Source organism: Duganella flavida, from assembly GCF_009857445.1.
GTDB lineage: Bacteria > Pseudomonadota > Gammaproteobacteria > Burkholderiales > Burkholderiaceae_D > Rugamonas > Rugamonas flavida.
On the sequence record NZ_WWCN01000029.1, the window covers coordinates 12,770 to 36,811 of the forward strand.

Consider the following 24,042-nt stretch of genomic DNA (forward strand, 5'->3'; position numbering starts at 1 on the left):
CCTATGTTGAAACCTTTCTATATGGCGCTGCTGCTGTGCGCCGCCCTCGTCGCCACTGTGGCTGAACTGAAGGTCGTCAGCTCCGGCGGCTTTGCCCAAGCTTACAAAACCTCGCGCTGGCGCGTGGTAAAGACATCGACGTCGTCATCATGGTTGGCGATGCAATCGACACGCTGATGAAACAAGGTAAACTGCTTGCAGGCATTGAGATTGTCGGCCTGCTACCGCAGGAAGTGCAGCAACGGACTGAATTTTCAGCCGCAGTGGTAGTCGCCCAGCCTCAGCAGCGTTACACGTTTTGTTCCACAGACTGGCGGCAGCAACAGCGCAGCCATCGCATACAGAGGTCGCAATCATGTCCAACTCTAGCTCTACCAAACAGTCCAAGTTCGGCACTGTCATCCGCGTCACCAGCGGGAATTTCATCGAGATGTATGATTTTTTCCTGTTTGGCTTTTACGCGTCCTACATCGCCAAAGCCTTCTTCCCGGCCACCAGCGAATACGCGGCGCTGATGATGACCTTTGCCACGTTCGGCGCCGGCTTTTTCATGCGCCCACTGGGCGCGCTGATTCTCGGTAGCTACATCGACCGCATCGGCCGCCGCAAAGGCCTGGTGCTCACGCTCGGCATCATGGCCAGCGGCACCGCCTTGATTGCCTTCGTTCCCGGGTATGAAACCATCGGCTTGATGGCGCCACTGCTGGTGCTGATCGGCCGCCTGCTGCAAGGCTTTTCAGCCGGCGTGGAACTGGGCGGCGTGTCGGTGTATTTGTCGGAGATGGCGACGCCGGGCCACAAGGGCTTTTACGTCAGCTGGCAGTCGGCCAGCCAGCAAGTCGCCGTGATTTTTTCATCGGCGCTCGGCTATGTGCTGAATGAACATCTGAGCAAGGAATTCATCGCCGACTGGGGCTGGCGGATTCCCTTCTTCATCGGCTGCTCCATCATTCCGGTGGTGTTCTACATCCGCCGCTCGCTGCAGGAAACTGAAGCTTACCTGGCGCAAAAGACCCATCCAACGTTTAAGGAAATGCTGAAGACCATCGCCCTCAACTGGCCGGTGGTGGTGACCGGCACCTTGCTGGTGGTGATGACCACGGTATCGTTCTACCTGATCACCGTCTACACGCCTACTTTCGGCAAAAGCGTGCTCAAACTGACGACCGTGGAGAGCCTGCTGGTGACGCTGTGTGTGGGTGTATCCAACTTTTTCTGGCTGCCGGTGATGGGCGCGCTGTCGGACCGCATCGGCCGCTGGCCGTTGATGGCACTGTTCTCGGGCCTGACCGCCGTGACCGCTTACCCACTGTTGTCGTGGCTGGTCGCCAGCCCGAGTTTCGGGAATATGGTCGCGGCCGAACTGTGGCTGTCCTTCCTGTACGCCAGCTACAACGGCGCGACCATCGTGGCGCTGACCGAGATCATTCCGGCGCGCGTGCGCACCACCGGTTTCTCGCTGGTGTACAGCCTGGCGACAGCGCTGTTCGGCGGCATGACACCGCTGATTTCCACCTGGCTGATCGAAAGCACCGGCGACAAGGCAGCGCCGGGCTATTGGCTGGCAATGGCCGGCACCGTCAGTCTGGTGGCGACCTTCCTGATTTACCGCGGTATCGTGAAAGAGCGCGTCCTTAGTTGAGCGCCAGTTCCGGCTGCTGGGCGACGATGGCGGTCTTCGGGATGCAGACGATGAAGGTGCTGCCCTTGCCTGCTTCCGATTTGATCTGCAAGGTGCTGCCGTGGCGCAGCAGCACGTGCTTGACGATCGCCAGTCCCAGTCCCGTGCCCTGCGTTTCGCGCGAGCGGCTCTTGTCGACGCGGTAGAAACGTTCGGTCAGGCGCGAGATGTGTTCCGGGCTGATGCCGATGCCAGTATCTTCCACCATGAACTTGACGCCACCATCGTATTCTTTCCACACCAGGTGGATCTTGCCGCCCACCGGCGTGTAGCGCACGGCGTTGGTGGCCAGGTTGCCGAACGCGCTGTGCAGCTCTTCGTACGAGCCTTGCACATCCGGACCACGCACTTCCATCGTGATCTCGTGCTTGCCCGCCGACAGCGCACGCGCTTCGCGCAGCAGCTGGTCCATCAGCTTGCTGACGTCGACCGGGTCCGGCCGCATCGGATAATCGACCGATTCCAGGCGCGACAAGGTCAGCATGTCTTCGATCAGATGCTGCATGCGGTGGCCCTGCTCCGTCATCAGCTTCAGGTGCGCCGAACGCGTGGCGGCATCCAGCCCTTCCTGCGCGGCGATTTCCAGGAAGCCGACAATCACGGTCAGCGGCGTACGCAGTTCGTGCGAGGCGTTGGCGATAAAGTCGCGGCGCATTTCTTCAATGCGCTCGGTCTCGGTCGCATCATGCGTCACCAGAATCTGGCGGCGGTTTTCAAACGGAATGATGTGCACGATCAGTTTGCGCTCGCGGAAGCTGATCGTCAGCGGCTGCTCGTAACGGCCCAGGATGATGTAATCCATGAAGTCCGGATTGCGCACCAGGTTGGTCACGCGCATACCCTTGTCGCGGTCGTTGCTCAGGCCAAGGTGCTGCTCGGCGGCCGGATTGCACCATTCGAGGAACAGCACGTCGTCCATGATGGCCACGCCATCCGGCAGCAAGTGCATGGCCTGGCGGAAGCGCGCCAGCCACTCGGTCAGTTCGGTCTGGTTTTTTTCATCCTCGCGGCGCATGCGGTACAGGCGCGAGAAGATATTGGTCCACTCGCCCCAGCCATCGGGCAGCTTGGCGCTTTGCGGATCGTCCATCCAGTTGCTCAGCTGGTAAAGATAGGACAGTTGCGTGAACACCAGCGCCATCATGGCGATCAGCGCCAGCACCAGGCCATTGACCCAGCCGAACATCCAGCCGCCCAGCGCACACGCCGCCAGGATCACGGCGGTGCGTAGCGCAGCAGGCACCCAGAACACCAGTTTTGGATTCATTTAAAACTCAGCTTTTTTCCGACAGCATGTAGCCTACACTACGCACGGTTTTGATCAGGTGCTCAGCCTCTTTCAAGGCCTTGCGCAGACGCAGCACATGCACGTCGACGGTACGCTCTTCGATCACCACGTGATCGCCCCACACCTTGTCCAGCAGCTGGCTACGCGAGAATACGCGCTCCGGATGCGCCAGCAAAAACTTCAGCAGCTTGTATTCCGCATGGCCGATGTCGATTTTCTGGTCGTCCATCGACACCGTGCAGCTGACCGGGTCCAGCATGATATTCGCAGCACGCATGGTCGACTGCGCATGCTCCGGCGCCTTGCGGCGCAACAGGGCCTTGGCGCGCGCCAGCAGCTCGCGCGGCGAAAACGGCTTGGTGACGTAGTCGTCGGCGCCGGTGTTGAGGCCGGCCAGCTTGTCTTCTTCCATGCTCTTGGCCGTCAGCATAATGACCGGGATGTCGTTGAACTGACGGTCCGAGCGGATGCGCGACAGCAGGCGGATGCCGGTCGAATCCGGCAGCATCCAGTCCAGCAAAATCAGTTGCGGGGTTTTGGTCTGGATGAAATCCCAGGCCTCACCCGCGCTTTGCACGTTGCAGCAGTTCCAGCCTGCTTCGCGCAGTGAAAACGTCACCAGCTCAACAATCGCCGGTTCGTCTTCAACAATCAGTACAGTGGTTTTATCAGATGCCATTTCTTATGTATTTTATTGAGTCTGCTCAGACTCGTCTTCAGGCAGCGGTACGGTTTTGGTGTGGCGGATGTCACGGCCTTCCACCACGTAGATCACGTATTCCGCGATGTTCTTGGCGTGATCGCCAATGCGTTCGATGGCCTTGGCGACCCACAGGGTATCCAGTGCGGCCGAGATGGTGCGCGGATCTTCCATCATGAAGGTGATCAGGTTGCGCATGATCGAACGGAATTCGTGGTCGATCACGGCATCCTGCGCAATCAGCTGCAGTGCTTGTTTGCCGTCGTTGCGGGCGAAGGCGTCCAGCGCGTCGTGCAGCATGTCGCTGGTGTTGTTGGCGATGCCGCGCACCATCTCGTAGTGGTTGACCGTCACCGCGCCGCGCGCGTGCAGCTGCTTGGCGGTGCGGGCAATCTTGGTCGCTTCGTCGCCGATGCGCTCCAGATCGGTGATGACTTTGATGGTGGCCATGATGGTGCGCAGATCGTTGGCGGCCGGCTGGCGGCGCACGATCAGGTGGCTGCACTGGTCGTCCAGCTGTACTTCCAGCTGGTTGACCGAGTCATCTTCGCGTATCACGCGGTCGGCGCGTTCGCTGTTACCGATGCGGAAGCAGGTCATGGCGTCGAGGAACTGGGTCTCGACGATGCCGCCCATCAGCAGCACCTTGCTGCGAATGGCTTCGAGTTCGTTGTCGTACTGTTTGGATGAATGCTCACCGATCATGCTGCTCTCCAATTCGAATGCGTATTATAAGGTTGATCAGCCGAAGCGGCCGGTGATGTAGTCCTGGGTTTCCTTGCGGGCCGGATTCATGAAGATCTGGTCGGTCTCGCCGAATTCCACCAGCTCGCCCAGGTACATATAGGCGGTGTAGTCCGAGCAACGGGCTGCTTGCTGCATGTTGTGGGTGACGATGGCGATGGTGTAATCCTGCTTCAGCTCGCTGATCAGCTCTTCCACTTTCGAGGTCGAGATCGGGTCCAGCGCCGAGGTAGGTTCGTCCAGCAGCAGCACATCCGGTTTCACTGCCACGCCGCGCGCAATGCACAGGCGCTGTTGCTGACCGCCCGACAGCGACAGGCCGCTCTTGGTCAGCTTGTCTTTGACTTCAGTCCACAGCGCGGCTTTTTTCAGTGCCCATTCCACGCGCTCATCCATCTCGCCTTTCGACAGGTCTTCATACAGGCGGACGCCGAAAGCGATGTTGTCGTAGATCGACATCGGGAACGGGGTCGGCTTCTGGAACACCATGCCGACTTTAGCGCGCAGCATGTTCAAGTCCTGGCCTTCTTCGAGGATGTTACGGCCGCGGTACATGATCGAACCTTCGGCGCGCTGGCCTGGGTACAGGTCATACATGCGGTTCAGCGTGCGCAGCAGGGTCGATTTGCCGCAACCCGATGGACCGATGAAGGCGGTCACTTGCTTCTCGTGGATGTTCAGGCTGACGTTATGCAGGCTCTGGGTTTTACCGTAGAAGAAGTTCAGGCTCGAAATTTCGATGGTGGTGCGTTTGCCGTTCATGGCGATGACGTTTTCTTGGCTCAGTTGCGTATTCATTGTATGGATTCGCTTAATCAGATTAATTCGGGGCTTTTTGGGCAAACACGGTGCGCGAGATCACGTTCAGGGCCAGCACGCTGAAGGTCACCAGCAGTGCGCCGCCCCAAGCCAGGTCGCGCCAGTTGTCGTAAGGGCTCATGGCGAAACCGTAGATCACCACCGGCAAGTTGGCCATCGGTGCGTTCATGTCGGAGCTGAAGAACTGGTTGTTCAGCGCGGTGAACAGCAGCGGCGCAGTCTCGCCGGACACGCGGGCCACGGCCAGCAGCACGCCGGTGATCACGCCGGCCTTGACGGCGCGCAGGCGCACCATCATCGCGACTTTCCAGCGTGGTGCACCCAGCGCGAAAGCTGCTTCCAGCAGGCTGTTTGGCACCAGGCGCAGCATATTGTCGGTGGTACGCACCACCACCGGCACGGCGATCAACGCCAGCGCCACCGAACCAGCGTAGCCGGAGTAGTGCTTGGCAGTGGCCACGTACAGGGCCCACACGAACATACCGATCACGATCGACGGTGCCGACAACATGATGTCGGTAACGAAGCGGGTGATGCTGGCGATCTTGTTTTCTTCGCCGTATTCAGCCAGGTAGATGCCGGCCAGGATACCGATCGGGGTCGAGATCAGGGTCGACAGGCCGACGATCAGCAAGCTGCCGAAGATCGCATTCAACAAACCGCCGCCTTCGCTGCCTGGCGCCGGGGTGGTTTGCGTAAACATATTGATGCTCAGTGCGCCGAAGCCTTTGATGATCAGCGTCATCAGGATCCACGCCAGCACCAGCAGGCCAACCGACATGGCGGCCACCGACAACGCGATACCAATGCGGTGCATCAGCAGACGCTTGCGGTACACCGGATTCATCGCGGCTTTTTCCAGAGTTGCGCTCATTATTTGACGCCTTCCTTGCGAGACATGCCAGCCAACATCAGCTTGGCGGCGGACAGAACGATAAAGGTAATTACGAACAGGATCAGTGCCAGTGCGAACAGCGACGAAGTGTGCAGCACGGTATCCGATTCGGCAAATTCATTGGCCAGCGTCGAAGCAATCGAGTTACCCGCTGCGAACAGCGACCACGACAGCTTGTTGGCGTTACCGATCACGAAGGTGACCGCCATGGTCTCGCCCAGCGCGCGGCCGAGGCCCAGCATGACGCCGCCGACGACGCCGGTCTTGGTGTAAGGCAGTACGATCTTGCGCACTACTTCCCAGCGGGTGCAGCCCAGGCCGTAAGCCGATTCTTTCAGCACTGCCGGAACGATTTCAAACACGTCACGCATCACCGAGGAAATGAACGGGATGATCATCACCGCCAGGATCAGTGCCGCGGTCAGGATGCCGATGCCCATGGTCGGGCCGCTGAAGAACTGGCCGATCAGCGGCAGTTGGCCGATGGTGTGTTTCAGGAATGGCTGCACGTAGTCGCCGAACAGCGGTGCAAACACGAACAAGCCCCACATGCCGTAGATGATCGATGGAATACCTGCCAGCAGCTCCACTGCCGTCCCCAGTGGACGGCGCAGGCCGGCTGGGCAAATCTCGGTCAGGAACAGCGCGATGCCGAACGATACCGGGAAGGCAATCAGCAGTGCGATGCCGGAAGTGGCCAGGGTGCCGACGATGGCGATCATGGCGCCATACTGGTCGTTGACCGGATCCCACTCAACGGTGGTGATGAAGGCCGGACCGAACTCCTTGAAGGCTGGCCAGGCGCCAACCATCAGCGAAATGATAATCCCCAGCAGCACTGCCAGCACGGACAGCGCGAACAGCATGGTGGTCTTGTGGAAGAAGAAATCCTGGATGCGCTGGTTGCGCATGGTGCGCAGCATGGACTGCATGGCAGCCTGCTCCGCAGCAGTTGCCTGCGCGGTGCTGATGTGCATGGCCGGCTCCGGTTTAGGTAGGGGCGTGGAAGTGATATCTGCGCTCATATTATTGTCTCGGTGGATGGTAGCTAGCCTGCGGATCCCGGGTTGGGCCCCGCAGGCTAACCCCCTCGCCGCCCGACTGAAGGCGGCGAAGGGTAGTCCGGATTAGTAGATGGCTTTGCCCGAAGCGTCTTTCAGGTTAGCTTTCCACGAATCTTGTACCAGCTTCACAACTGCTGCTGGCAGTGGAACGTAGTCCAGTTCGGTAGCAGCTGCGCCGCCGTTTTTGAAGGCCCAGTCGAAGAACTTGATGACTTCTTTGCCTTTGGCTGCGTCAGCCTGAGCTTTGTGCATCAGGATGAAGGACACGCCGGTGATAGGCCACGAGTTTTTGCCAGCCTGGTCGGTCAGCACCACGCCGAAGCCTGGGGTCTTGGTCCACTCTGCGTTAGCGGCAGCGGCTTTGAAGAAGTCGTCGTCAGGCTGCAGGAAGTTGCCGTCCTTGTTTTTCAGCTGGGTGTGCGACATTTTGTTCTTTTTAGCGTAAGCCCACTCGACGTAGCCGATCGAACCTTTGATACGCTGTACGTTGGCTGCAACGCCTTCGTTACCTTTGCCGCCGACGCCGACGATCCATTTCACAGCGGTCGAAGCGCCGATCTTGGTTTTGAATTCAGCATTGGTTTTCGACAGGAAGTCGGTGAACAGGAACGAGGTGCCCGAACCGTCAGCGCGGTGCACCACGGTGATGTCGTCTGCTGGCAGTTTCACGCCTGGGTTCAGCGCGGTGATGGCTGCGTCGTTCCACTTGGTGATTTTGCCCAGGTAGATGTCAGCCACCACTGGACCGGTCAGTTTCAGCTGGCCTGGGGTGATGCCGTCCAGGTTCACAACCGTCACAACGCCGCCCATGATGGCTGGGAACTGCATCAGGCCTTCTGCGTCCAGGTCAGCTGCGGTCAGCGGCATGTCCGACGCACCGAAATCAACGGTCTTGGCTTTGATCTGCTTGATGCCTGCGCCCGAACCAACGGACTGGTAGTTCAGGCCATTGCCGGTAGCGGCTTTGTACGACTCAGCCCACTTGGCGTAGATTGGGTACGGGAAGGTAGCGCCGGCGCCGGTCATATCGGCGGCGTGAGCGGCCGACGAGAAAGCCATTACAGCCGCTGCGCCAACCATCAGGGAAGAGATCAATTGTTTCAGTCGCATTTCAAGTCCTTTGTTATGACAGGTTAGGATGCTGCGCAGTCTAACGGTCCAATATGACAGCTTTATGACATCGCCAAAATATTTCAAAAATATTCTTTTTCGGCCCCTTCCCTATGAGAACAAGCGGTTTGGCAGGCCTATATTACGCCTGCTTGTCATAATTGGCGGCCATTTATGACAGGGTTTGTCACGGACCTGTCATAATTAGTCTTTACACTGTTGCAATCATTCTTCCTAAAACCAGATAGAATGGAATGACCAGCAAAGTGAACAAAAAGACATGAAGCCTGACCTGCATGCTGAAGTAAACAAGAACTCGGCCTTCCTGGACCGGGAGCTGTCCCAATTGATGTTTAACCGCCGGGTGCTGGCGCAAGCCGAAGATAAAAGCATTCCTTTATTGGAGCGGCTGCGCTACCTGTGCATTGCAAGTAGCAACCTCGACGAATTCTTTGAAGTGCGCGTGGCCAGCCTGCTGGCGGCCGGCGCAGCGGACGGCACGCTGTCCACCCACCCTGCCCTGGTGGCCACCCTGTCGCGCATCAGCAATGAGTGTCACGCGCTGGTGAGCCACCAATATGAACTCCTGAATACCGAAATCCTGCCCGAGATGGCGGCCAAGGGCATACACCTGGTGCGCCACAACGAACGCAACGATGCGCAGCGCGCGTGGGTGAAAGAATATTTTGATACCGAAGTACGCCCGCTGCTGACGCCGATCGGCCTCGATCCGGCCCACCCGTTCCCGCAAGTCGTCAACAAGAGTTTGAACTTCATCGTGCAACTGGGCGGCAAGGATGCGTTCGGGCGCGGCACCGGCATTGCGATTGTAAAAGCACCACGTGTGCTGCCGCGCGTGATCCGCCTGCCCGACCACTTGTCGAAGAATGGTGGCATTTCGTTCTGCCTGCTGTCCTCGGTGATCCACGCCCACATCTCCGACCTGTTTGCCGGCCGCGAAGTGATCGGCTATTCGCAGTTCCGCGTTACGCGCGACAGTGATTTGTGGGTCGATGAAGACGAGGTGAAAAACCTGCGCCAGGCCTTGAAGGGCGAGCTGGTCGGCCGCCAGTTCGGCGCCTCGGTGCGGCTGGAAGTGGCGAAGAACTGCCCGCCTGAATTGTCGCAATTCCTGCTCGACCAGTTTGGTCTGCATCAGAGCCGGCTGTATGCGGTCAACGGCCCGGTGAATTTGGTGCGTTTGAACGAGATAATGGATCACGTGGAAAATCCAGAACTGCGCTTCCCGCCGTTCTTCCCGGGCTTCGCGCAGAAGCAGGTGAACCAGGATATTTTCGTGGCCCTGCGTGAAAACGATATCCTGCTGCACCACCCCTACCAGTCGTTCCAGACCGTGATCGATTTCATCCGCAGCGCTGCGCATGATCCGAGCGTGGTGGCGATCAAGCAGACTATTTATCGCACCGGCATGAACTCGGACCTGATGGAATCGCTGATTACCGCTGCCAAGCTCGGCAAGGAAGTGACCGTCATTGTCGAGCTGAAGGCGCGCTTCGACGAGGAAGCCAACATCAACTGGGCGGACAAGCTGGAACAAGCCGGCGCACAAGTGGTGTACGGCGTGGTCGGCCTGAAGACCCACGCCAAGGTGGCGCTGGTGATACGCCGCGAAGACAAAAAGCTGCGCTACTACGCCCACCTCGGCACCGGCAACTATCATCCGACCACCACCAAGTTCTACACCGACTTCGGCCTGCTGACCTGCCACCCGGGCATCGCGCAGGAAGTGAACGAGGTGTTCATCCATCTGACCTCGCTAACCAAGCCGCACCACCTCACCCATTTGTGGCTGGCGCCGTTCGCGCTGCAAAACGAAATCATCAAGGCCATCCGCAACGAAGCACGCATTGCGCGCGCGGGGCGGCCAGGCCGGATTATTGTTAAAATCAATGCGCTGGTAGACGAATCGGTCATCCGCGCTTTGTATGCGGCATCCAAGGACGGTGTGAAGATTGACCTGATCGTACGCGGCGCGTGCATGCTCAAGCCGGGCGTGCCGGGGCTGTCGGAAAATATCAAGGTGCGCTCGGTGATCGGCCGCTTCCTCGAACACAGCCGCATCTACTACTTCCGCAACGATCTGGAACACGACACCTACCTCGCCAGCGCCGACTGGATGAGCCGCAACCTGTTCCGCCGCATCGAAGTCGCCTTCCCGATTCTGGACAAGGCGCTGAAACGCCGGGTGATGGCTGAAGGCCTGAGCCCGTATTTGAAGGATAACCAGAACGCGTGGGAGCTGGAGCCGGACGGCCACTACCAACGCCGCAAGGCACGCGGCAAGCAAGCCACGTTCAGCGCACAACAGCACTTGATGGAGACACTGGGCACACCCAATGGCCACCTTGGAGATTAAAGCATGGACCTGATTTTATGGCGACACGCGGAAGCGGAAGATGCAGGACCGGGCATGAGCGACCTTGAACGGGCACTGACCACCAAGGGCCAGAAACAGGCGCGCCGCATGGGCCAGTGGCTCAACTCGCAGCTGGCGGACAGCTGCCGCATTCTCTCCAGCCCTGCCGTGCGCACGCTGCAAACGGTGGAAGCGCTGGGCCGTAAATTCAAGATCCATACCGACCTGGCGCCGGGCGCCGATCCGGCCGACATCCTGAGGGCCGTCAACTGGCCAGGCAACAAGGAATCTGTGCTGGTAGTGGGCCACCAGCCGACGCTGGGCCAGGTGGCTTCCATGTTGATGACTGGTGACGACCTGGAGTGGGACATCCGCAAAGCCAGCGCCTGGTGGTTTGCGCAACGCGAACCGGGCGATCCGCTGAGCGTGTATTTAAAAGCTGTAATGGCCGCCGACCTGGTTGTTAAATAGCTTGCAAAGCCAATAGCATCTGCTAAAGTTTAATTGCATCAACTCTGAGGGAGGCCATCATGATGTTCACCTTGCTCACAATGGGTATGTTCGGCGGCATGATTGCGCTAGTGGTGTATGAACTGGTGCAGGAAATGCGAGGCAGCAAACACAAACTGATCGACCGCTATCACGAATAGCACTTAGCTTCACTGAAGCCTACGGCGCCAGCGGCGTGTCCTACAAAGACAACGCCTCTCGCGCCGTTCAACGTTTACGAACGATTAAACCCCAGTTTTGAATTTCGTATAGATGCGCGTGATGTTACGGCGTATGTCTGCCGGCACCGCTTCTGGCGCAGCCATGCGCTTCTTGTCTTCGTCCGACAGGAACACCGTCTTGTTGCTGGCGATATCCTTGCGCACGTGCTTCAGGCTGGCCGCGTTCGGATTGGCATAGAACACCTTGTTGGTCAGGCTGGCATGCACTTCCGGACGCATGATGTAGTTGATCCACAGGTGGGCATTGTTCGGGTGCGGCGCATCGGCAGGAATCGCCATGGTGTCGAACACCAGCGCGGCCGAGGTTTTCGGCACCAGCACTTCAATCACATTGCCATTCTTGGCGTCGATTGCACGTTGACGTGCAATATTAATGTCGCCCGACCAGCCCAGCGCCACGCACACTGCACCGTTGGCCAGGTCGTTGATATAGCCCGATGAGCTGAACAACGTCACGTAAGGACGAATGGCTTGCAGTACCTTGCCTGCTTCAACGTAATCAGCAGCAGATTTCGAGTAGGCTGGCTTGCCGGCGTACAGCAGCGCAGCCGGCAGCACTTCCGACGGCGAATCAAGGAAGGACATGCCGCACGATTTCAGCTTGGCCGCGTACTTCGGATTGAAGATCAGCTCCCAGGCATTGTCCGGCATCGGCATGCCACCCAGCGCAGCCTTGACCTTGTTCACATTGATGCCGACCGTGGTGTAGCCCCACAGCCAGTCGACCAGATATTCATTGCCCGGATCGATATTGGCCAGCTTGGCCTGGATTTCCGGGTCGAGATTCTTCAGGTTGGACAGCTTGGACTTGTCCAGCTTGCGCAGCAGCTTGCCATCGATCTGCAGGCGCGCCCACTGCGCGGTCGGCACCACGATGTCGTAGCCGGACTTGCCGGCCACCAGCTTGGAGTTCAGGATTTCGTTGTTATCAAACAGGTCATAGCGGACCTTGATACCGGTTTCTTTTTCAAAGTTTTTAACCGTGTCCTCGGCGATATAGTCCGACCAGTTGTAGATATTGAGGACTTTTTCCTCTTGCGCACCGGCAACCTGCACCGCGCCTACCATCAAACCAGCAGCCAACACCGCCGCAACGAACTTCCCTGCCATAACACCTCCGAAATGGGATTCAAACACAAGCCGTGATGATCCGGCATCCCTCGCCCGGATGCAAGGAATTCGTTAGAAAGATCAACCTAGCATATCAAACAAGGTTCCCGTGCCCTTGCTGGTGCTGCCCGTGAGCGCGCTGCCGGCACCTGTCTGGGCCTGGGCCGTGTAGAGGGCTGCCAGCGCGTTGGCCTGGGCCGTCATGGCCTTGGTCATGGCAGTTTTCTTGCTGCCCAGGCTGGCCAGTTCGTTGGTGGTGAGGCTGGTTTCCTTGGTCAGCACGCTGCTGGTGGAGGTCAGCGAGGTGGCCTTGGCCGACATCATGTCGGCAATGCCGCGGCCGTCGTTGGTAAACAGTTTGGCGACGGCCGACGAGTCCGTCTTCAGCGCGGCTTGCAACTTGGTGTCGTCCAGCTTCAGGTTGCCATCTTTGTCCTGGCTGAGGCCAGCCGAGGCCAGCGCGGTGACGGATACGCTGCCGCCGCCAGTCTTTAGCAGCATGCTCATCTGGCTGATGGCCTGGTTCAGCGCGGTATCGGACTTGAGGTCGCCCTTCTGCAGCTTGAGCAGTTTGGCGTTGAGGTCGTTGTAAGCGCTGACGAAGGATTTCAGGTTGGTGCCGATCTGGCTGGCGTCCTGCGTAATAGTGACGTCGCTCTTGCCGGTCGCGGCCAGGTTCAGCGTGGCGCCGGCAATGGCCATGTCCTTGACGGTGTTGGTCGCGCTCTTGATTTCTTTGCCATCAACGGTGAGGATGGCGTCCAGCGCGGGACTGGTCTGCTTGAGTTTTTGCGTGCCGTCCGGATCATAGGTCAACAGGTTTTTCAGCGCGGCGTCGCCGCTAACGCTGATGCGCATGCTGTTGGCCGCGCCGCTCGGGCCGGCCATCGACAGCGAATACTGGCCGTCGTCCCCCTTGATGACGCTGACGTCCACGCCGGCAGCCTTGAAGGCGGCAGCAATGCCATCCAGCGTGTTGTTGCTGGAATCGATGGTGACGGTCTTGCTGGCAGTCGCCGCGTTGACGAAGCCCTTTTCGCCGCCAGCGGTGCCGAAATCGATCTTGACGGTGGTGGTCGCGCCGCTGCCGATCTTGCCGGTCGAGGAAGCGAAATCGTCGCTGGTCAGGAACTGGCCCTGCGCCAGTTGCTTGACCTCCAGCGCGTAGGTGCCGGCCTTGGCGGTGCCGGTCGAGGCCGCAGTCAGCACGGTCTTGGCCGAACTGGCGACGCTAGTGCTGAGGCCGCTGCCAGTCAGGCCGGCCATCTGCGACTGGAAGCTGGCTAACGCGCTTTGCAACTGCCCGAGCGCGGACAGCTTGGTCTGGTCCTTGGCAATCGAGGCATTGAGTTTGGTGGCGGCGCCGGATTGGGCCGCCATGGTTTGCTGGACGCGGTTGTACACGTCCGCCGAGACCTGCGTGCTGGATGAGCCGCTGGTTGAACTGATACTGGAAGTAGCCATGATGTCATTCCGCTGAGTGGTTACATAGTATGCAACATGGATGCTTGCACCAAAGCGCGGAACAGCACGGTTTTTGCCCCTTATTCGATGGCACTCAGCATGACGTGATAGCCGTCCGGATCGCGCAATGCGATTTCCATGGTGCCGGTGGCAGGATTGAGATGCGGCTCTTCATCGAGCTGCGCCACCAATGTCCGCGCGCGCTGCACGGCAGCGTCGAAAGCATCGACGCGAAAAAATAGCAGCAGGCCGTTGCCTGGCCGGGCCAGCTCGGGGCTCGTCAACGAAGGATGCTCGTGTGCGCCCCATGCGTGCAGGCATAGCAGCACGGTGCCATCGGCATCCAGCAGCTGCCCGAAATAATCGTGCGCTGGACCAGTCAACACCTGCCCGAACAGCGTTTGATACCAGCGAAAGCTGGCCGTGACATCGGCAACGCCGATGATGGTCCAAGTCCGTTTCATACCATCCTCCCGTGGTTTATTGTAGCTTTTTTGCCCAATGGACTAGCGCCGCAAAGGGGGCATACTGGACCGGTCGACCTTCCTGTCCTGCACACTATGCGCCTGCCAGTTTATGCCCCGTTCATGATAGCCCTCATGGCGGTGGCAATGCTGCCCGCCCCCTCCGTGCACAGCGAGGAATTGCGCCTGATCGGCGCTACCACTTCGTTCTATTGCTATCCGGCGGCTGATGAGGCGTCGGGTACGTCCGGCATGGCCTGCGACCTGATGCAGGAGATGGCGCGGCGTGTTGGCCACTCGGGCAAGATCCAGCTGTATCCGCTGCCGCGCGCAGTAGCGGTGGGTGCCAGTTCCACCGGTGTGCTGGTGGCGCCGGTCGGGCGTCTGGCCGCACGTGAGAAACTGTTTGGCTGGCAGGTGCAGCTGTTTGAAGACGAGGTGGTGGTAGTCACCCGCGCCGATTCCAAGGTGGATATTTCGTCGCTGGTGGCGGTGCGCAAGCTATCGATTGGCGCGGTGCGTAACGGCGTCGGCGCTTTGATCGCCGAGGAGCTCCAGCTACCGCACGTGGATGCGGTGGCGCACGACGACATCAATGCGCGCAAGCTGCAAGCGGGCCGCATCGATGCCTGGCTGAGTCCGTGGAACGGGATTTTGGCGGCGCAGCGGCAGATTGGATCAAGCGCCGCCGAGCTACGGCGCGGCGTGATACTGAAACGGGTGCAAGCCTACATGGCTAGCTCGCCGGACGTTACGCCCAACCAGGTAGCCGACTGGAAGGCGGCAATGCACGACATGATCAAGGACGGCACTTACGAGCGCATCCTGAGAAAGTATCAGTTCGTCTTGCCGAAATAACTGGCCGCTGCGGAACCGAGGCTGGAGGCTGGCCGATCCCATGTCATCGGTATGCCGCCGATGCTGACCGGCGGCAGGTAGCGGCGCGCCGGGCCCCATTCGGTCTGTTCCAGTCGCGGTGCGAAATCGCTGCCGGCCACTGCAGCCAATGATGCGCCCGGGGCTGCCGACGCCGGCGCATCCACCAGCAACTTGGCGGTGCGGGCCAGCGATAGGCGGGCTTGCAGCGTGCGGCCTTCGCTGAGACGGGCGATCAGTGCGCGCACCACGGCGGCGGCGATCAGGTAGCCGGTGGCGTGGTCCAGCGCTTGCACCGGTAGCGGCACAGGCTGGGCCGCGCCCTGCTGCTGCATGCCGTACTGCGCGATACCGCAGCTCATTTGCACCAGGCTGTCGAAGCCGCGCCGCCCGGCCAGCGGACCGGTCCAGCCGTAGGCGTCCAGTGCGACATCGATCAGGCCGGGATTCAGCTGGCGCCGCGCTTGCTCGCCGAAGCCGAGCCGCTCCAATGCTGCCGGGCGGTAGCCGTGAACCAGTACATCGGCTTCGGTCAGCAGGCCTTCGAAGACGATGCGGTCGGCAGGCTGCGTGAGGTCCAGCCGCGCGCAGCGTTTGCCGAGTGTCACCTCAGGGATCACGCCCGGCTCGTTCCAGCTGGGTGGATCAATGCGCAGCACATCGGCGCCGTAGCCTGCCAGGAAGCGCGTTGCCACTGGGCCGGCCAGCACGCGGGTCAAATCCAGCACCTTCAGCCCCGCCAGCGGTCGGCCTGCCGCCCAAGCCCACTCGCCCCGCCCACCGCCTGCAGGGCCTTCAGCGGCAGTGCCGCCACTTGTATCGGCAAACGCAATCAACGCTTCTCTGGCGACGCTTAGTCCTTGCGGGTGTGCGGCCCACTCGGCCATCGAGTGCATTATCGCCGCACAGCCGCCTTGGGCAACGACGGCTTGTTCCAGCGCCAGCCCGCGCCACCCAGCCACCGCGCGCGCCACCGCCTCGCGGTCTTCGGCGCAGCCCAGCACCGCCAGCGCAGCGGCGCGGTGATGTGGTGCGTTGGTGTGCAAACGTATCCAGCCGTCTGCCGTCGCGTAATCGCCAGCCACCGCATCCCACAAGGGCGGGCGCTCCCAGCCGACCGGATGGAACGACCAGCTGAACCACATCGACGCCAGCCGCTGGTCCACGGTCACGCGCGCGGGGACGCCGCCTTGCACTACTGCCAGCTGCTGCAACGCCAGCGCCGCCGCGCCGACCGAGGCGGTTGCCAAACCGGTCACGTCAAAATACGATGGCAGCGCGCCCTCGCCCACCACATCCACAGCATCCAGCGCCGCTGCGGGCATATCCAGCGCCGACCACACGGCGCTCAGCAGGTGATGAGACATTTAGGCTCCCGATAAGTTATGCTTGGACGCAGCTTAGGACCGCCGGTCCCGCAACGTCAATCTTGATTTGAAGTGTCAACATAGGAAGTTGAAATGGTCTGGATGACCGCCGCAGAAGCACTGGACGTGCTTAACGTGCGCCCGCAAACGCTGTACGCCAACGTCAGCCGGGGCAAAATCCGCGCCCGGCCGGATGAGGGCGATCCACGTCGCAGTCTTTATCATCGCGATGACGTACTGCGCATGGCGCGCCGCGCCAACGGACGGCGCAAGGTGGAAATTGTCTCCAGCGAGGCGATGCAGTATGGCGACCCAGTGCTGCCATCCTCAATCTCCACCGCCGCCAATGGCAAGCTGCTCTACCGCGGCCACGACGCCGCCACGCTCGCCGACAGCGCCCAACTCGAAGACATCGCCGCCCTGCTGTGGCAATGCGACGCTGCCGAAGCCGCTGCCCTCTGGCCCTCAAGCGCCAGTCACACCATGCCGGACAGTGCGCTGGCAGCAGGCCTGTTAATGCTCGCCCGCCGCAGCGCCGTAGATGCGCCATCAATGGGGCGACCGGCAGCTGAATTGCGTGCCGAAGCGGCGAGCATTCTGGTCGCGCTGGCCGACGCGATGGCTGGCCAGCCAGCTATCGGCGATCATGACAGCGATGGCAACCAGCACGCCTCCATCAGCGCCCGCCTCGCCCACGCCTGGCAAGCCGACACCCACGCCGACCTGATCCGCCGCACGCTGGTCCTGATGGCCGATCACGAACTGAACGCTTCCACCTTTGCCACCCGCGTCGCCATCTCCACCGGCGCCTCGCTGGCGGCAGGTGTGCTGGCCGGCTTCACCACGCTGACCGGCCCGCTGCACGGCGGCGCAGCCAAGGAATTCGCCCAACTGATCGCCCAAGCGCAAGCCAGCAACGCCGCTCAAGCCATCCACGACTGGCTAGCCAGCAAGCGCCCGCTGCCCGCCTTCGGCCACCCGCTCTACAGCGAAGGCGATCCGCGCGCCCAGACCCTGCTCCAGCACCTGCCGAAAATACAGCCGTATGAAGCGCTGGCCGCAGCCGCCCAGCAACAAGCCGGCGAACTGCCCAATATCGACTACGCCCTCGCGCTGCTGACCGCGCACTGCGGCTTGCCGAAAGACGCACCGTTCATTCTGTTTGCTGTGGGTCGCTGCGTCGGCTGGCTCGCCCATGCTCTGGAGCAAGTGCAAGCCAACCGCCTGATTCGGCCGCGAGCCCGCTACACGGGGCCCGCCAACGCGATCAGCGCAGGAATTTATTGATGGTGGCCATGGTGGCCAGGTCGGGATTCATGAAATGGAAGCCGATCTTGAAGTGGTCGCCGCTGAAAATGCAGTAGTTCACACGGGACTGGCAGCTCAAGATCTGCGCCTTGCCCTCTACGAACAACTCAAACGACACCATGCCGATATCGCCCGTTGCCATTTTATGGTCGAACGTGAGCGACACGCCGCTCGCGCTGATATCCAGCGTGCGCCCCATCTTGGGCGGCATGCCATCAACCACAACGACTGCTTTGGAACGCACGATCTTACGCGCGCCTGACCTTTGATCGACTAACACTTTCTTATCCTCTTAGTTACGCAAAATGCACTATTGACGATTACAACACATAACAATACATCGTTATTGGATTTCGCGCAGCTTATTGAAGGCATCATCGATTCGATCAACACCGATGATGGTCATGCCCTCGATCGGTTGTTTAGGCGCATTGGCGGTCGGGATCATGGCAATCGAGAAGCCTAGCTTGGCCGCTTCCCGCAGGCGCTCTTGCCCACGCGGTGCCGGCCGGATCTCGCCCGCCAGGCCGACCTCACCGAACACCACGAAACCACGCGGCAAAGGCTTGCTGCGCATTGAAGAGTTAATTGCAAGCAGCACCGCCAAGTCAGCGGCCGGCTCGGTAATCTTGACGCCGCCGACCGCATTGATGAACACGTCCTGGTCGAAAGCCGCAATGCCGGCATGACGGTGCAGTACCGCCAGCAGCATGGCCAAACGATTTTGCTCCAGACCGACCGACAGGCGGCGTGCATTCGGCTGGTGACTGGTGTCGACCAGCGCCTGGATTTCCACCAGCAGCGGCCGCGTGCCTTCCTGCGTCACCATCACACAGGAACCGGGCACTTGATTGTCATGCTGCGACAGGAACAAGGCCGATGGATTCGATACGCCCTTCAAACCCTTCTCGGTCATGGCAAACACGCCCAGCTCGTTGACCGCGCCGAAACGGTTCTTGATCGCCCGCACCAACCGGAAGCTGGAGTGATTGTCACCCTCAAAATACAGCACAGTATCGACTATGTGTTCCAGCACGCGCGGACCGGCCAGCGCACCTTCCTTGGTCACGTGACCAACCAGGATGATGGTCACGCCGGTCTGCTTGGCGCAGCGGGTCAGCTGCGCCGCGCACTCGCGCACCTGCGCCACCGAGCCGGGCGCCGAGCTCAGGGCATCGGAATACAGGGTCTGGATCGAGTCGATCACCGCCACTTCCGGCTTGAGGTCGGCCAGCGTGCCGAGGATTTTCTCCAACTGGATTTCGGCCTGCAATTTCAAATCGCGGGCATCGATGGCCAGGCGCTTGGCGCGCAAGGCGATCTGCGCGCCCGACTCCTCGCCGGACACATACAGCACCTTCTTCATATGCGACACATTGGCCAGCGCCTGCAACAGCAAAGTCGACTTGCCGATGCCCGGATCACCACCGATCAGCACCACGCCGCCGGACACCAGGCCGCCGCCCAGCACGCGGTCGAACTCCTCGATGCCGGTACCAAAGCGTGGCACGTCAATCGCATCGATATCGGTCAGCGACAGCACCGGCGCAGTTTGCGCCAGCGACATGTGGGCCGGCTGCGAGTAACGGTTATTGCCGCCCGCCTCGATCACGGTTTCCACCATGGTGTTCCACTGCTGGCAGGACGAGCACTGGCCGGTCCATTTGGTGGAGGTGCCGCCGCACTCGCTGCAGGTGTAGTTAGTCTTTGCCTTCGCCATGCGTTCAGCCCTCAACCACGGGCACGCGCAGCGTCAACGCGCACATCAGCTCATAGCCGATGGTGCCGGCCGCTTCCGCCACCTCGTCGATCGGTAAGCCTTGCCCCCACAGCACCACCTTGCTGCCGATCTGCGCTTGCGGCAGGTCGGTCAGGTCCACGGTCAGCATATCCATCGAGACGCGGCCGACCAGACGGGTGCGCACGCCGTCCACCAGCACCGGCGTGCCCAGCGGGGCGACGCGCGGATAGCCGTCGGCATAGCCGCAAGCCACCACGCCGATGCGCATCGGGCCGGTCGCCTGGAAGCGGCTGCCATAACCGACCACCTCACCGGCGGCCAGGTCCTGCACGCCGATGATCTCGCTGCTCAGGGTCATGGCCGGTTGCAGGCCGAACGCTTCAGCCGTACCGCCACCCGGCGTGCCGCCGTACAGCATGATGCCGGGACGGACCCAATCGTTCTGCAAATGCTCGTGATGCAGCAGCACACCCGCCGAATTCGACAAGCTGCGTTTGCCCGGCAGACCAGCCGCGCCCAATTCGAAGCGGCGGATTTGCTCGGCAATCGGCAGTAGCGGATGATCGACATCGTCGGCATTGGCAAAGTGCGTCATCAGCGTGATGCTGCCGACGCAGGAAATCGCGCTCAAGCGTGCATGCGCAGCCGCGAACGCTTCCGGCATGAAGCCAAGGCGGTTCATGCCGGTATTCATCTTGAGATGCAGGTCAAAGCGGATGCCGCGCGCGCTCAGCTGCGGCGCCGCGTCTTCCAGCCACGCCAGCTGCTCTTTGCAATGCACGGCCGCCTGCAGGTCGTAGCCGGCCATCGTATGCAAATCGGACGGACTGAAGAAACCCTCCAATAATAGAATCGGCTTCTTCCAGCCCAGTTCCCGCAGCTTGACGGCATTGTCAACTTCAATCAGCGCCAAACCGTCGGCATCGGCGAAGCCGCGCATCGCGCGTTCCAGTCCGTGACCGTAGCCATTCGCCTTCAACACGCCCCAGGCCTTGGCGCCGGGCGATTTGGACTTGGCCAGCGCCAAGTTATGCTTCATGGAATCAATATGAATTGTTGCGAGGATAGGCCTAGGCATACGACATCTTCTGCGTGATAAACGAAGCCGCCATTCTACCAAGAGCGGACCGGGACGCACCGCTCAATTCTTGGGGATACGAACAAAGCATGGTATAAAGCAAGCCAGATAAGTTTTCAGGCTATCCCAGAATGAATCGTGGTTTCTATACCATCATGGCAGCGCAGTTCTTTTCGTCCCTCGCGGACAATGCGCTGCTGTTTGTTGCTATCGACCTGCTGGTCAACATGAAGTCACCAGGGTGGATTACGCCGCTCCTCAAGCTTTCATTTACCCTCTTTTACGTGCTGTTGGCAGCATTTGTCGGCGCTTTTGCTGACTCGATGCCCAAAGGCAAGGTTATGTTCATCTCCAACCTGATCAAGGTTGGCGGTTGCCTGCTGATTTTTGCCCACGTCCACCCGCTGCTGGCCTACGCTATCGTCGGTTTTGGCGCTGCCGTGTACTCGCCGGCCAAGTACGGCATCCTCACCGAATTGCTGCCGGCCGAAAAACTGGTCGCTGCCAATGGCTGGGTGGAAGGCTTGACCGTGCTGTCAATTATCTTTGGCACCGTGATGGGCGGCGCGCTGGTCGGTGGCCGCGTATCGTCCTTCCTGCTGGGCTTTGACATGCCACTGATCGACACTGGCATCGAGACCCCAACCCAAGCGGCGCTGTGCGTGGTGGTCGGCATCTACATGGTGGCGGCGCTGTTCAATACCCGCATCCCTGAGACCGGCTGCGTGTACGGCCACCAGGAACGCAATCCAATCAAACTGATCAGCGATTTTGCCAACTGCTTCAGCATGCTGTGGAAAGACAAGCTGGGCCAGATTTCGCTGGGCGTAACCACCCTGTTCTGGGGCGCGGCGCAGACCCTGCAATTCATCGTGCTCGAATGGGCCAACCGCACGCTGCACCTGAGCTACGAACAGTCAACCAGCCTGGTTGGCGTGGTAGCGATAGGCGTGGCCGCCGGTGCAGTGATTTCGGCGCGCTTCGTTTCGCTGCGCAATTCGCTGACCGTGATCCCGGTCGGCATCGCCATGGGCGTCATCGTGATGTGCATGACCATGGTGAATTCGGTAAAGGTGGCTTATCCGCTGCTGATCCTGGTGGGCCTGCTGGGCGGCTTCTTCCTGGTACCGATGAACGCGCTGCTGCAGCACCGCGGCCACGTGCTAATGAGCGCCGGCCACTCGATCGCGGTGCAAAACTTCAATGAGAATTTGTCGATCCTGACCATGCTGGCGATGTACTCGCTGATGCTGCGCGCGCACCTGAACCTGGATGTGATTATCATGCTGTTCGGCCTGTTCCTGGCGGGCACCATGCTGTACATCATGCGCCGTCACAAAGCCAACCAGCGCGAGTTCGATTCGGTCTCGCTGATCGGCGAGGCCAAGCACTAAGCCGGCAGCACGCCTTCTTCTCGGCGCTGCGCGGCCTGCGCGCGCCAGCTGTCGGGGACCACAAATCCCCGGCGCTCTTCTACCAGCCACTCCCCGACTTCCTTCAACGCCGCGACCATGACGGGCGCGGTGATGTCTTGCAGCGCGGCCAGCAGCTGCGGCTGGTCCATACCGTCTTGGGTTTTCAGCGGCGCCAGCCATTGCAGGCGCGGCATGATGGTGTAGTGCTGCTGCGGCAGTTGCTGCGCCTGCGCTTGCGTCATCCAGAAGCCATGGCAGTGCTGTTGCGAGATGCCGGGCATGGGCGGCACATCGCTTGGGTAGAACAGCCAGCCTTTGACCAGCGCCTGCGCGCGGGTGACGGGCAGCGGCAGCAAAGCCTGTGCGGCCGGATGGCTGGCCAGCGACAGTTGCTTGTCGAAGATTTTGCGCATTTTGACGCCCAGCGTGTCGGCCAGGTTAGGGCCGATCAGGCCGTTGAAGCCGGCGGTGGTGCTGTTAGCGTCGAGCAGGTAGAACTTGGTGGCGAATTCAATGTGAACCAGATGATCGCCTTCGTTGAGCAGGAAGTCGAATTCGCCAATGGTGTCGGTGCGATCGGCGCGGACTTGCAGGCCGTGAGCGTGCAGTTGGCCTTGCTCCCTGAAGTAGAAGGCCATCAGCTTTTCGGCGTACAGGCCGAGGCGCGAGTAGTGCTTGTCGCCGAGGGCGGCTTGCAGCGGCGCGGGATCTAGCTCCAGTGCGGCCAGCCAGTTGGCGGTTTGCGGCGAGACCGGGCCAAGCGAGGCGATGCGATTTTCCCAGTGCGGCGAGGCGGGGTCGAGCAGGTCGGGCGCATCCAGCAGCCAGGCCAGCGCGCGCACATGAGGATTGGTCAGGTGCGGCCAGCGGCTTTCAAACAAAGCTTGATAGCTGCCGGGCGGCTGGTCAGGCATGGCTGGCTTTCGCCAGGCAGAGGTCGGCCCAGGCTTTGGCCTTGTCTTCCGGTTTACGCAGCAGGTCGTCCGGGTGGTAGGTGGCGACTACTGGCAGTTGTTGCTGGCCATAGTGCATCACCTTGCCGCGTGCGGCTGGGCCCATCATCAGGCCTTTGGCTGCGAGCTGGCCGAAAGTCATGGCCATGCGCGCGCCGGTCAGCGCCAGCTCGCGGTCGAGGAATGGCCGGCAGGCGATCACTTCCTCGGCGCTTGGATTGCGGTCGGCGCCATCCGGCGTCGATGGGCGGCACTTGACCACGTTGGTGACGTAGACGTCGGCGTCCGGCTGGAGTTCGATCGCTTTCAGCATGTTGTGCAGCAGCTGGCCGGCCTCGCCGGCGACGGTTTGCCCCTCTTTTTCGTCGAGGCGCGATGGCGCGCCGCTGAGGGCGATCCAGATGGCGTTGCCGGCGCCGCGGCCGTTGACGGCGTTGCGGCGCGCGTCGCATAGCGCGCAGCGGGTGCAGCTGGCGACGGCGGATTTCAGGGTGTCCCAGTCCATCGCGGCGATGGCTTCATCGCTGACCGGCTCGGCGCGGGCCGGAGCAGGCGCATCATCGAACCATGCAGTGGATTCGTCGGCAGGAGTGGCGAAGTCCTCGGCCGCGCGCGGAGCCGCTGGCGCAGGACGCGATAACGCACCGTGGGCCGGACGCTGCGCGGCTGGCGCCGGATTCACGGCTGCAGCTTGCGCTGGGCGCGGCGTGACCGGGCGCACTGGCGCAGCAGACGGCGATGGCATCGGTGCGTCGTCGAACCAGGCCATTGAATCGTCATCCGACGCAGCCGGTGTGGCCGCCGGTGGGCGTGGCGCGACGACTGCCGGCGCCGGCTCAGCGTGCGATGGCGCGGCC

Annotated in this window: 23 protein-coding genes; 7 read left to right on the forward strand and 16 right to left on the reverse strand. The window is 60.9% G+C overall.

Annotated elements, in window-relative coordinates; all coding sequences use genetic code 11:
- The first annotated feature begins 3 nt into the window (after positions 1-3).
- Positions 4-177 (forward strand): hypothetical protein, encoded by a 174-nt coding sequence (locus tag GTP46_RS28180; RefSeq protein ID WP_161009954.1) that lies wholly within the window; start codon positions 4-6, stop codon positions 175-177.
- 178 nt (positions 178-355) lie between these two features.
- Entirely contained in the window at positions 356-1,642 is a 1,287-nt protein-coding gene (locus GTP46_RS28185; RefSeq protein WP_161009955.1) for an MFS transporter, read from the forward strand.
- Here GTP46_RS28185 and phoR read toward each other — a convergent pair.
- The 7 genes from phoR to pstS all read right to left on the reverse strand — a co-directional run bounded on the left by phoR (position 1,635) and on the right by pstS (position 8,301).
- Complete coding sequence (phoR, locus tag GTP46_RS28190) at positions 1,635-2,948, reverse strand: phosphate regulon sensor histidine kinase PhoR (protein ID WP_161009956.1); 1,314 nt, start codon at positions 2,946-2,948, stop codon at positions 1,635-1,637. The genes GTP46_RS28185 and phoR overlap by 8 nt on opposite strands.
- Positions 2,949-2,955: 7 nt before the next feature.
- Entirely contained in the window at positions 2,956-3,648 is a 693-nt protein-coding gene (phoB, locus tag GTP46_RS28195; protein WP_161009957.1) for a phosphate regulon transcriptional regulator PhoB, read from the reverse strand.
- A gap of 12 nt (positions 3,649-3,660) precedes the next feature.
- Positions 3,661-4,374, reverse strand: a complete 714-nt coding sequence (gene phoU / locus GTP46_RS28200) for a phosphate signaling complex protein PhoU (protein WP_161009958.1) — start codon at positions 4,372-4,374, stop codon at positions 3,661-3,663.
- Positions 4,375-4,410: 36 nt separating this feature from the next.
- Positions 4,411-5,211, reverse strand: a complete 801-nt coding sequence (gene pstB, locus GTP46_RS28205; protein ID WP_161009959.1) for a phosphate ABC transporter ATP-binding protein PstB — start codon at positions 5,209-5,211, stop codon at positions 4,411-4,413.
- Positions 5,212-5,233: 22 nt separating this feature from the next.
- Positions 5,234-6,106, reverse strand: a complete 873-nt coding sequence (gene pstA, locus GTP46_RS28210; RefSeq protein WP_161009960.1) for a phosphate ABC transporter permease PstA — start codon at positions 6,104-6,106, stop codon at positions 5,234-5,236.
- A complete protein-coding gene (gene pstC / locus GTP46_RS28215) occupies positions 6,106-7,104 on the reverse strand; it encodes a phosphate ABC transporter permease subunit PstC (protein WP_161009976.1) in 999 nt (332 codons plus the stop codon). Before pstC ends, pstA begins: the two co-directional genes overlap by 1 nt.
- A gap of 150 nt (positions 7,105-7,254) precedes the next feature.
- Positions 7,255-8,301: a phosphate ABC transporter substrate-binding protein PstS gene (gene pstS, locus GTP46_RS28220; RefSeq protein ID WP_161009961.1), complete on the reverse strand. Its 1,047-nt coding sequence runs from the start codon at positions 8,299-8,301 to the stop codon at positions 7,255-7,257.
- 244 nt (positions 8,302-8,545) lie between these two features.
- Here pstS and ppk1 point away from each other — a divergent pair, with 244 nt between their 5' ends.
- Together ppk1 and sixA are read left to right on the forward strand one after the other, a co-directional pair.
- A complete protein-coding gene (gene ppk1 / locus GTP46_RS28225; protein WP_371869784.1) occupies positions 8,546-10,678 on the forward strand; it encodes a polyphosphate kinase 1 in 2,133 nt (710 codons plus the stop codon).
- 3 nt (positions 10,679-10,681) lie between these two features.
- Positions 10,682-11,149 (forward strand): phosphohistidine phosphatase SixA, encoded by a 468-nt coding sequence (gene sixA, locus GTP46_RS28230; RefSeq protein ID WP_161009963.1) that lies wholly within the window; start codon positions 10,682-10,684, stop codon positions 11,147-11,149.
- 263 nt (positions 11,150-11,412) lie between these two features.
- Here the strand turns inward: sixA and GTP46_RS28235 are convergent, their stop codons facing one another.
- The 3 genes from GTP46_RS28235 to GTP46_RS28245 all read right to left on the reverse strand — a co-directional run bounded on the left by GTP46_RS28235 (position 11,413) and on the right by GTP46_RS28245 (position 14,447).
- Complete coding sequence (locus tag GTP46_RS28235) at positions 11,413-12,519, reverse strand: polyamine ABC transporter substrate-binding protein (protein ID WP_161009964.1); 1,107 nt, start codon at positions 12,517-12,519, stop codon at positions 11,413-11,415.
- An 81-nt stretch (positions 12,520-12,600) separates the two neighbouring features.
- On the reverse strand, positions 12,601-13,983 hold the full coding sequence (gene fliD, locus GTP46_RS28240; protein WP_161009965.1) for a flagellar filament capping protein FliD: 1,383 nt from the start codon (positions 13,981-13,983) through the stop codon (positions 12,601-12,603).
- Positions 13,984-14,063: 80 nt separating this feature from the next.
- A complete protein-coding gene (locus GTP46_RS28245) occupies positions 14,064-14,447 on the reverse strand; it encodes a VOC family protein (protein ID WP_161009966.1) in 384 nt (127 codons plus the stop codon).
- A 123-nt stretch (positions 14,448-14,570) separates the two neighbouring features.
- On the opposite strand from GTP46_RS28245, the gene GTP46_RS28250 reads away from it, so the two are divergent.
- On the forward strand, positions 14,571-15,305 hold the full coding sequence (locus GTP46_RS28250; protein WP_161009967.1) for a substrate-binding periplasmic protein: 735 nt from the start codon (positions 14,571-14,573) through the stop codon (positions 15,303-15,305).
- Here GTP46_RS28250 and GTP46_RS28255 read toward each other — a convergent pair.
- Entirely contained in the window at positions 15,284-16,690 is a 1,407-nt protein-coding gene (locus GTP46_RS28255) for a CoA transferase (protein WP_161009968.1), read from the reverse strand. The two genes, GTP46_RS28250 and GTP46_RS28255, sit on opposite strands and share 22 nt — an antisense overlap.
- A 93-nt stretch (positions 16,691-16,783) precedes the next feature.
- Here GTP46_RS28255 and GTP46_RS28260 point away from each other — a divergent pair, with 93 nt between their 5' ends.
- Positions 16,784-17,977, forward strand: a complete 1,194-nt coding sequence (locus tag GTP46_RS28260; protein WP_161009969.1) for a citrate synthase family protein — start codon at positions 16,784-16,786, stop codon at positions 17,975-17,977.
- Here GTP46_RS28260 and GTP46_RS28265 read toward each other — a convergent pair.
- The 3 genes from GTP46_RS28265 to alr all read right to left on the reverse strand — a co-directional run bounded on the left by GTP46_RS28265 (position 17,958) and on the right by alr (position 20,817).
- Positions 17,958-18,242, reverse strand: a complete 285-nt coding sequence (locus GTP46_RS28265) for a PilZ domain-containing protein (RefSeq protein ID WP_371869783.1) — start codon at positions 18,240-18,242, stop codon at positions 17,958-17,960. The two genes, GTP46_RS28260 and GTP46_RS28265, sit on opposite strands and share 20 nt — an antisense overlap.
- Before the next feature lie 99 nt (positions 18,243-18,341).
- Positions 18,342-19,718, reverse strand: coding sequence for a DNA repair protein RadA (radA, locus tag GTP46_RS28270; RefSeq protein ID WP_092269124.1), 1,377 nt, complete (start codon positions 19,716-19,718; stop codon positions 18,342-18,344).
- Positions 19,719-19,722: 4 nt separating this feature from the next.
- Positions 19,723-20,817 carry an alanine racemase gene (gene alr, locus GTP46_RS28275; protein WP_161009971.1) on the reverse strand — a complete coding sequence of 365 codons (1,095 nt, stop codon included), beginning with the start codon at positions 20,815-20,817 and terminating at the stop codon, positions 19,723-19,725.
- Positions 20,818-20,948: 131 nt separating this feature from the next.
- Between alr and lplT the strand changes: the two genes are divergently transcribed.
- Positions 20,949-22,211: a lysophospholipid transporter LplT gene (gene lplT / locus GTP46_RS28280; protein ID WP_161009972.1), complete on the forward strand. Its 1,263-nt coding sequence runs from the start codon at positions 20,949-20,951 to the stop codon at positions 22,209-22,211.
- Here lplT and GTP46_RS28285 read toward each other — a convergent pair.
- Together GTP46_RS28285 and GTP46_RS28290 are read right to left on the reverse strand one after the other, a co-directional pair.
- Positions 22,208-23,146, reverse strand: coding sequence for a DUF1853 family protein (locus GTP46_RS28285; protein ID WP_161009973.1), 939 nt, complete (start codon positions 23,144-23,146; stop codon positions 22,208-22,210). The genes lplT and GTP46_RS28285 overlap by 4 nt on opposite strands.
- Positions 23,139-24,042 (reverse strand): uracil-DNA glycosylase (locus GTP46_RS28290; RefSeq protein ID WP_308495460.1); only part of this gene is annotated, 904 nt, incomplete at its 5' end. The genes GTP46_RS28285 and GTP46_RS28290, both read right to left, overlap by 8 nt.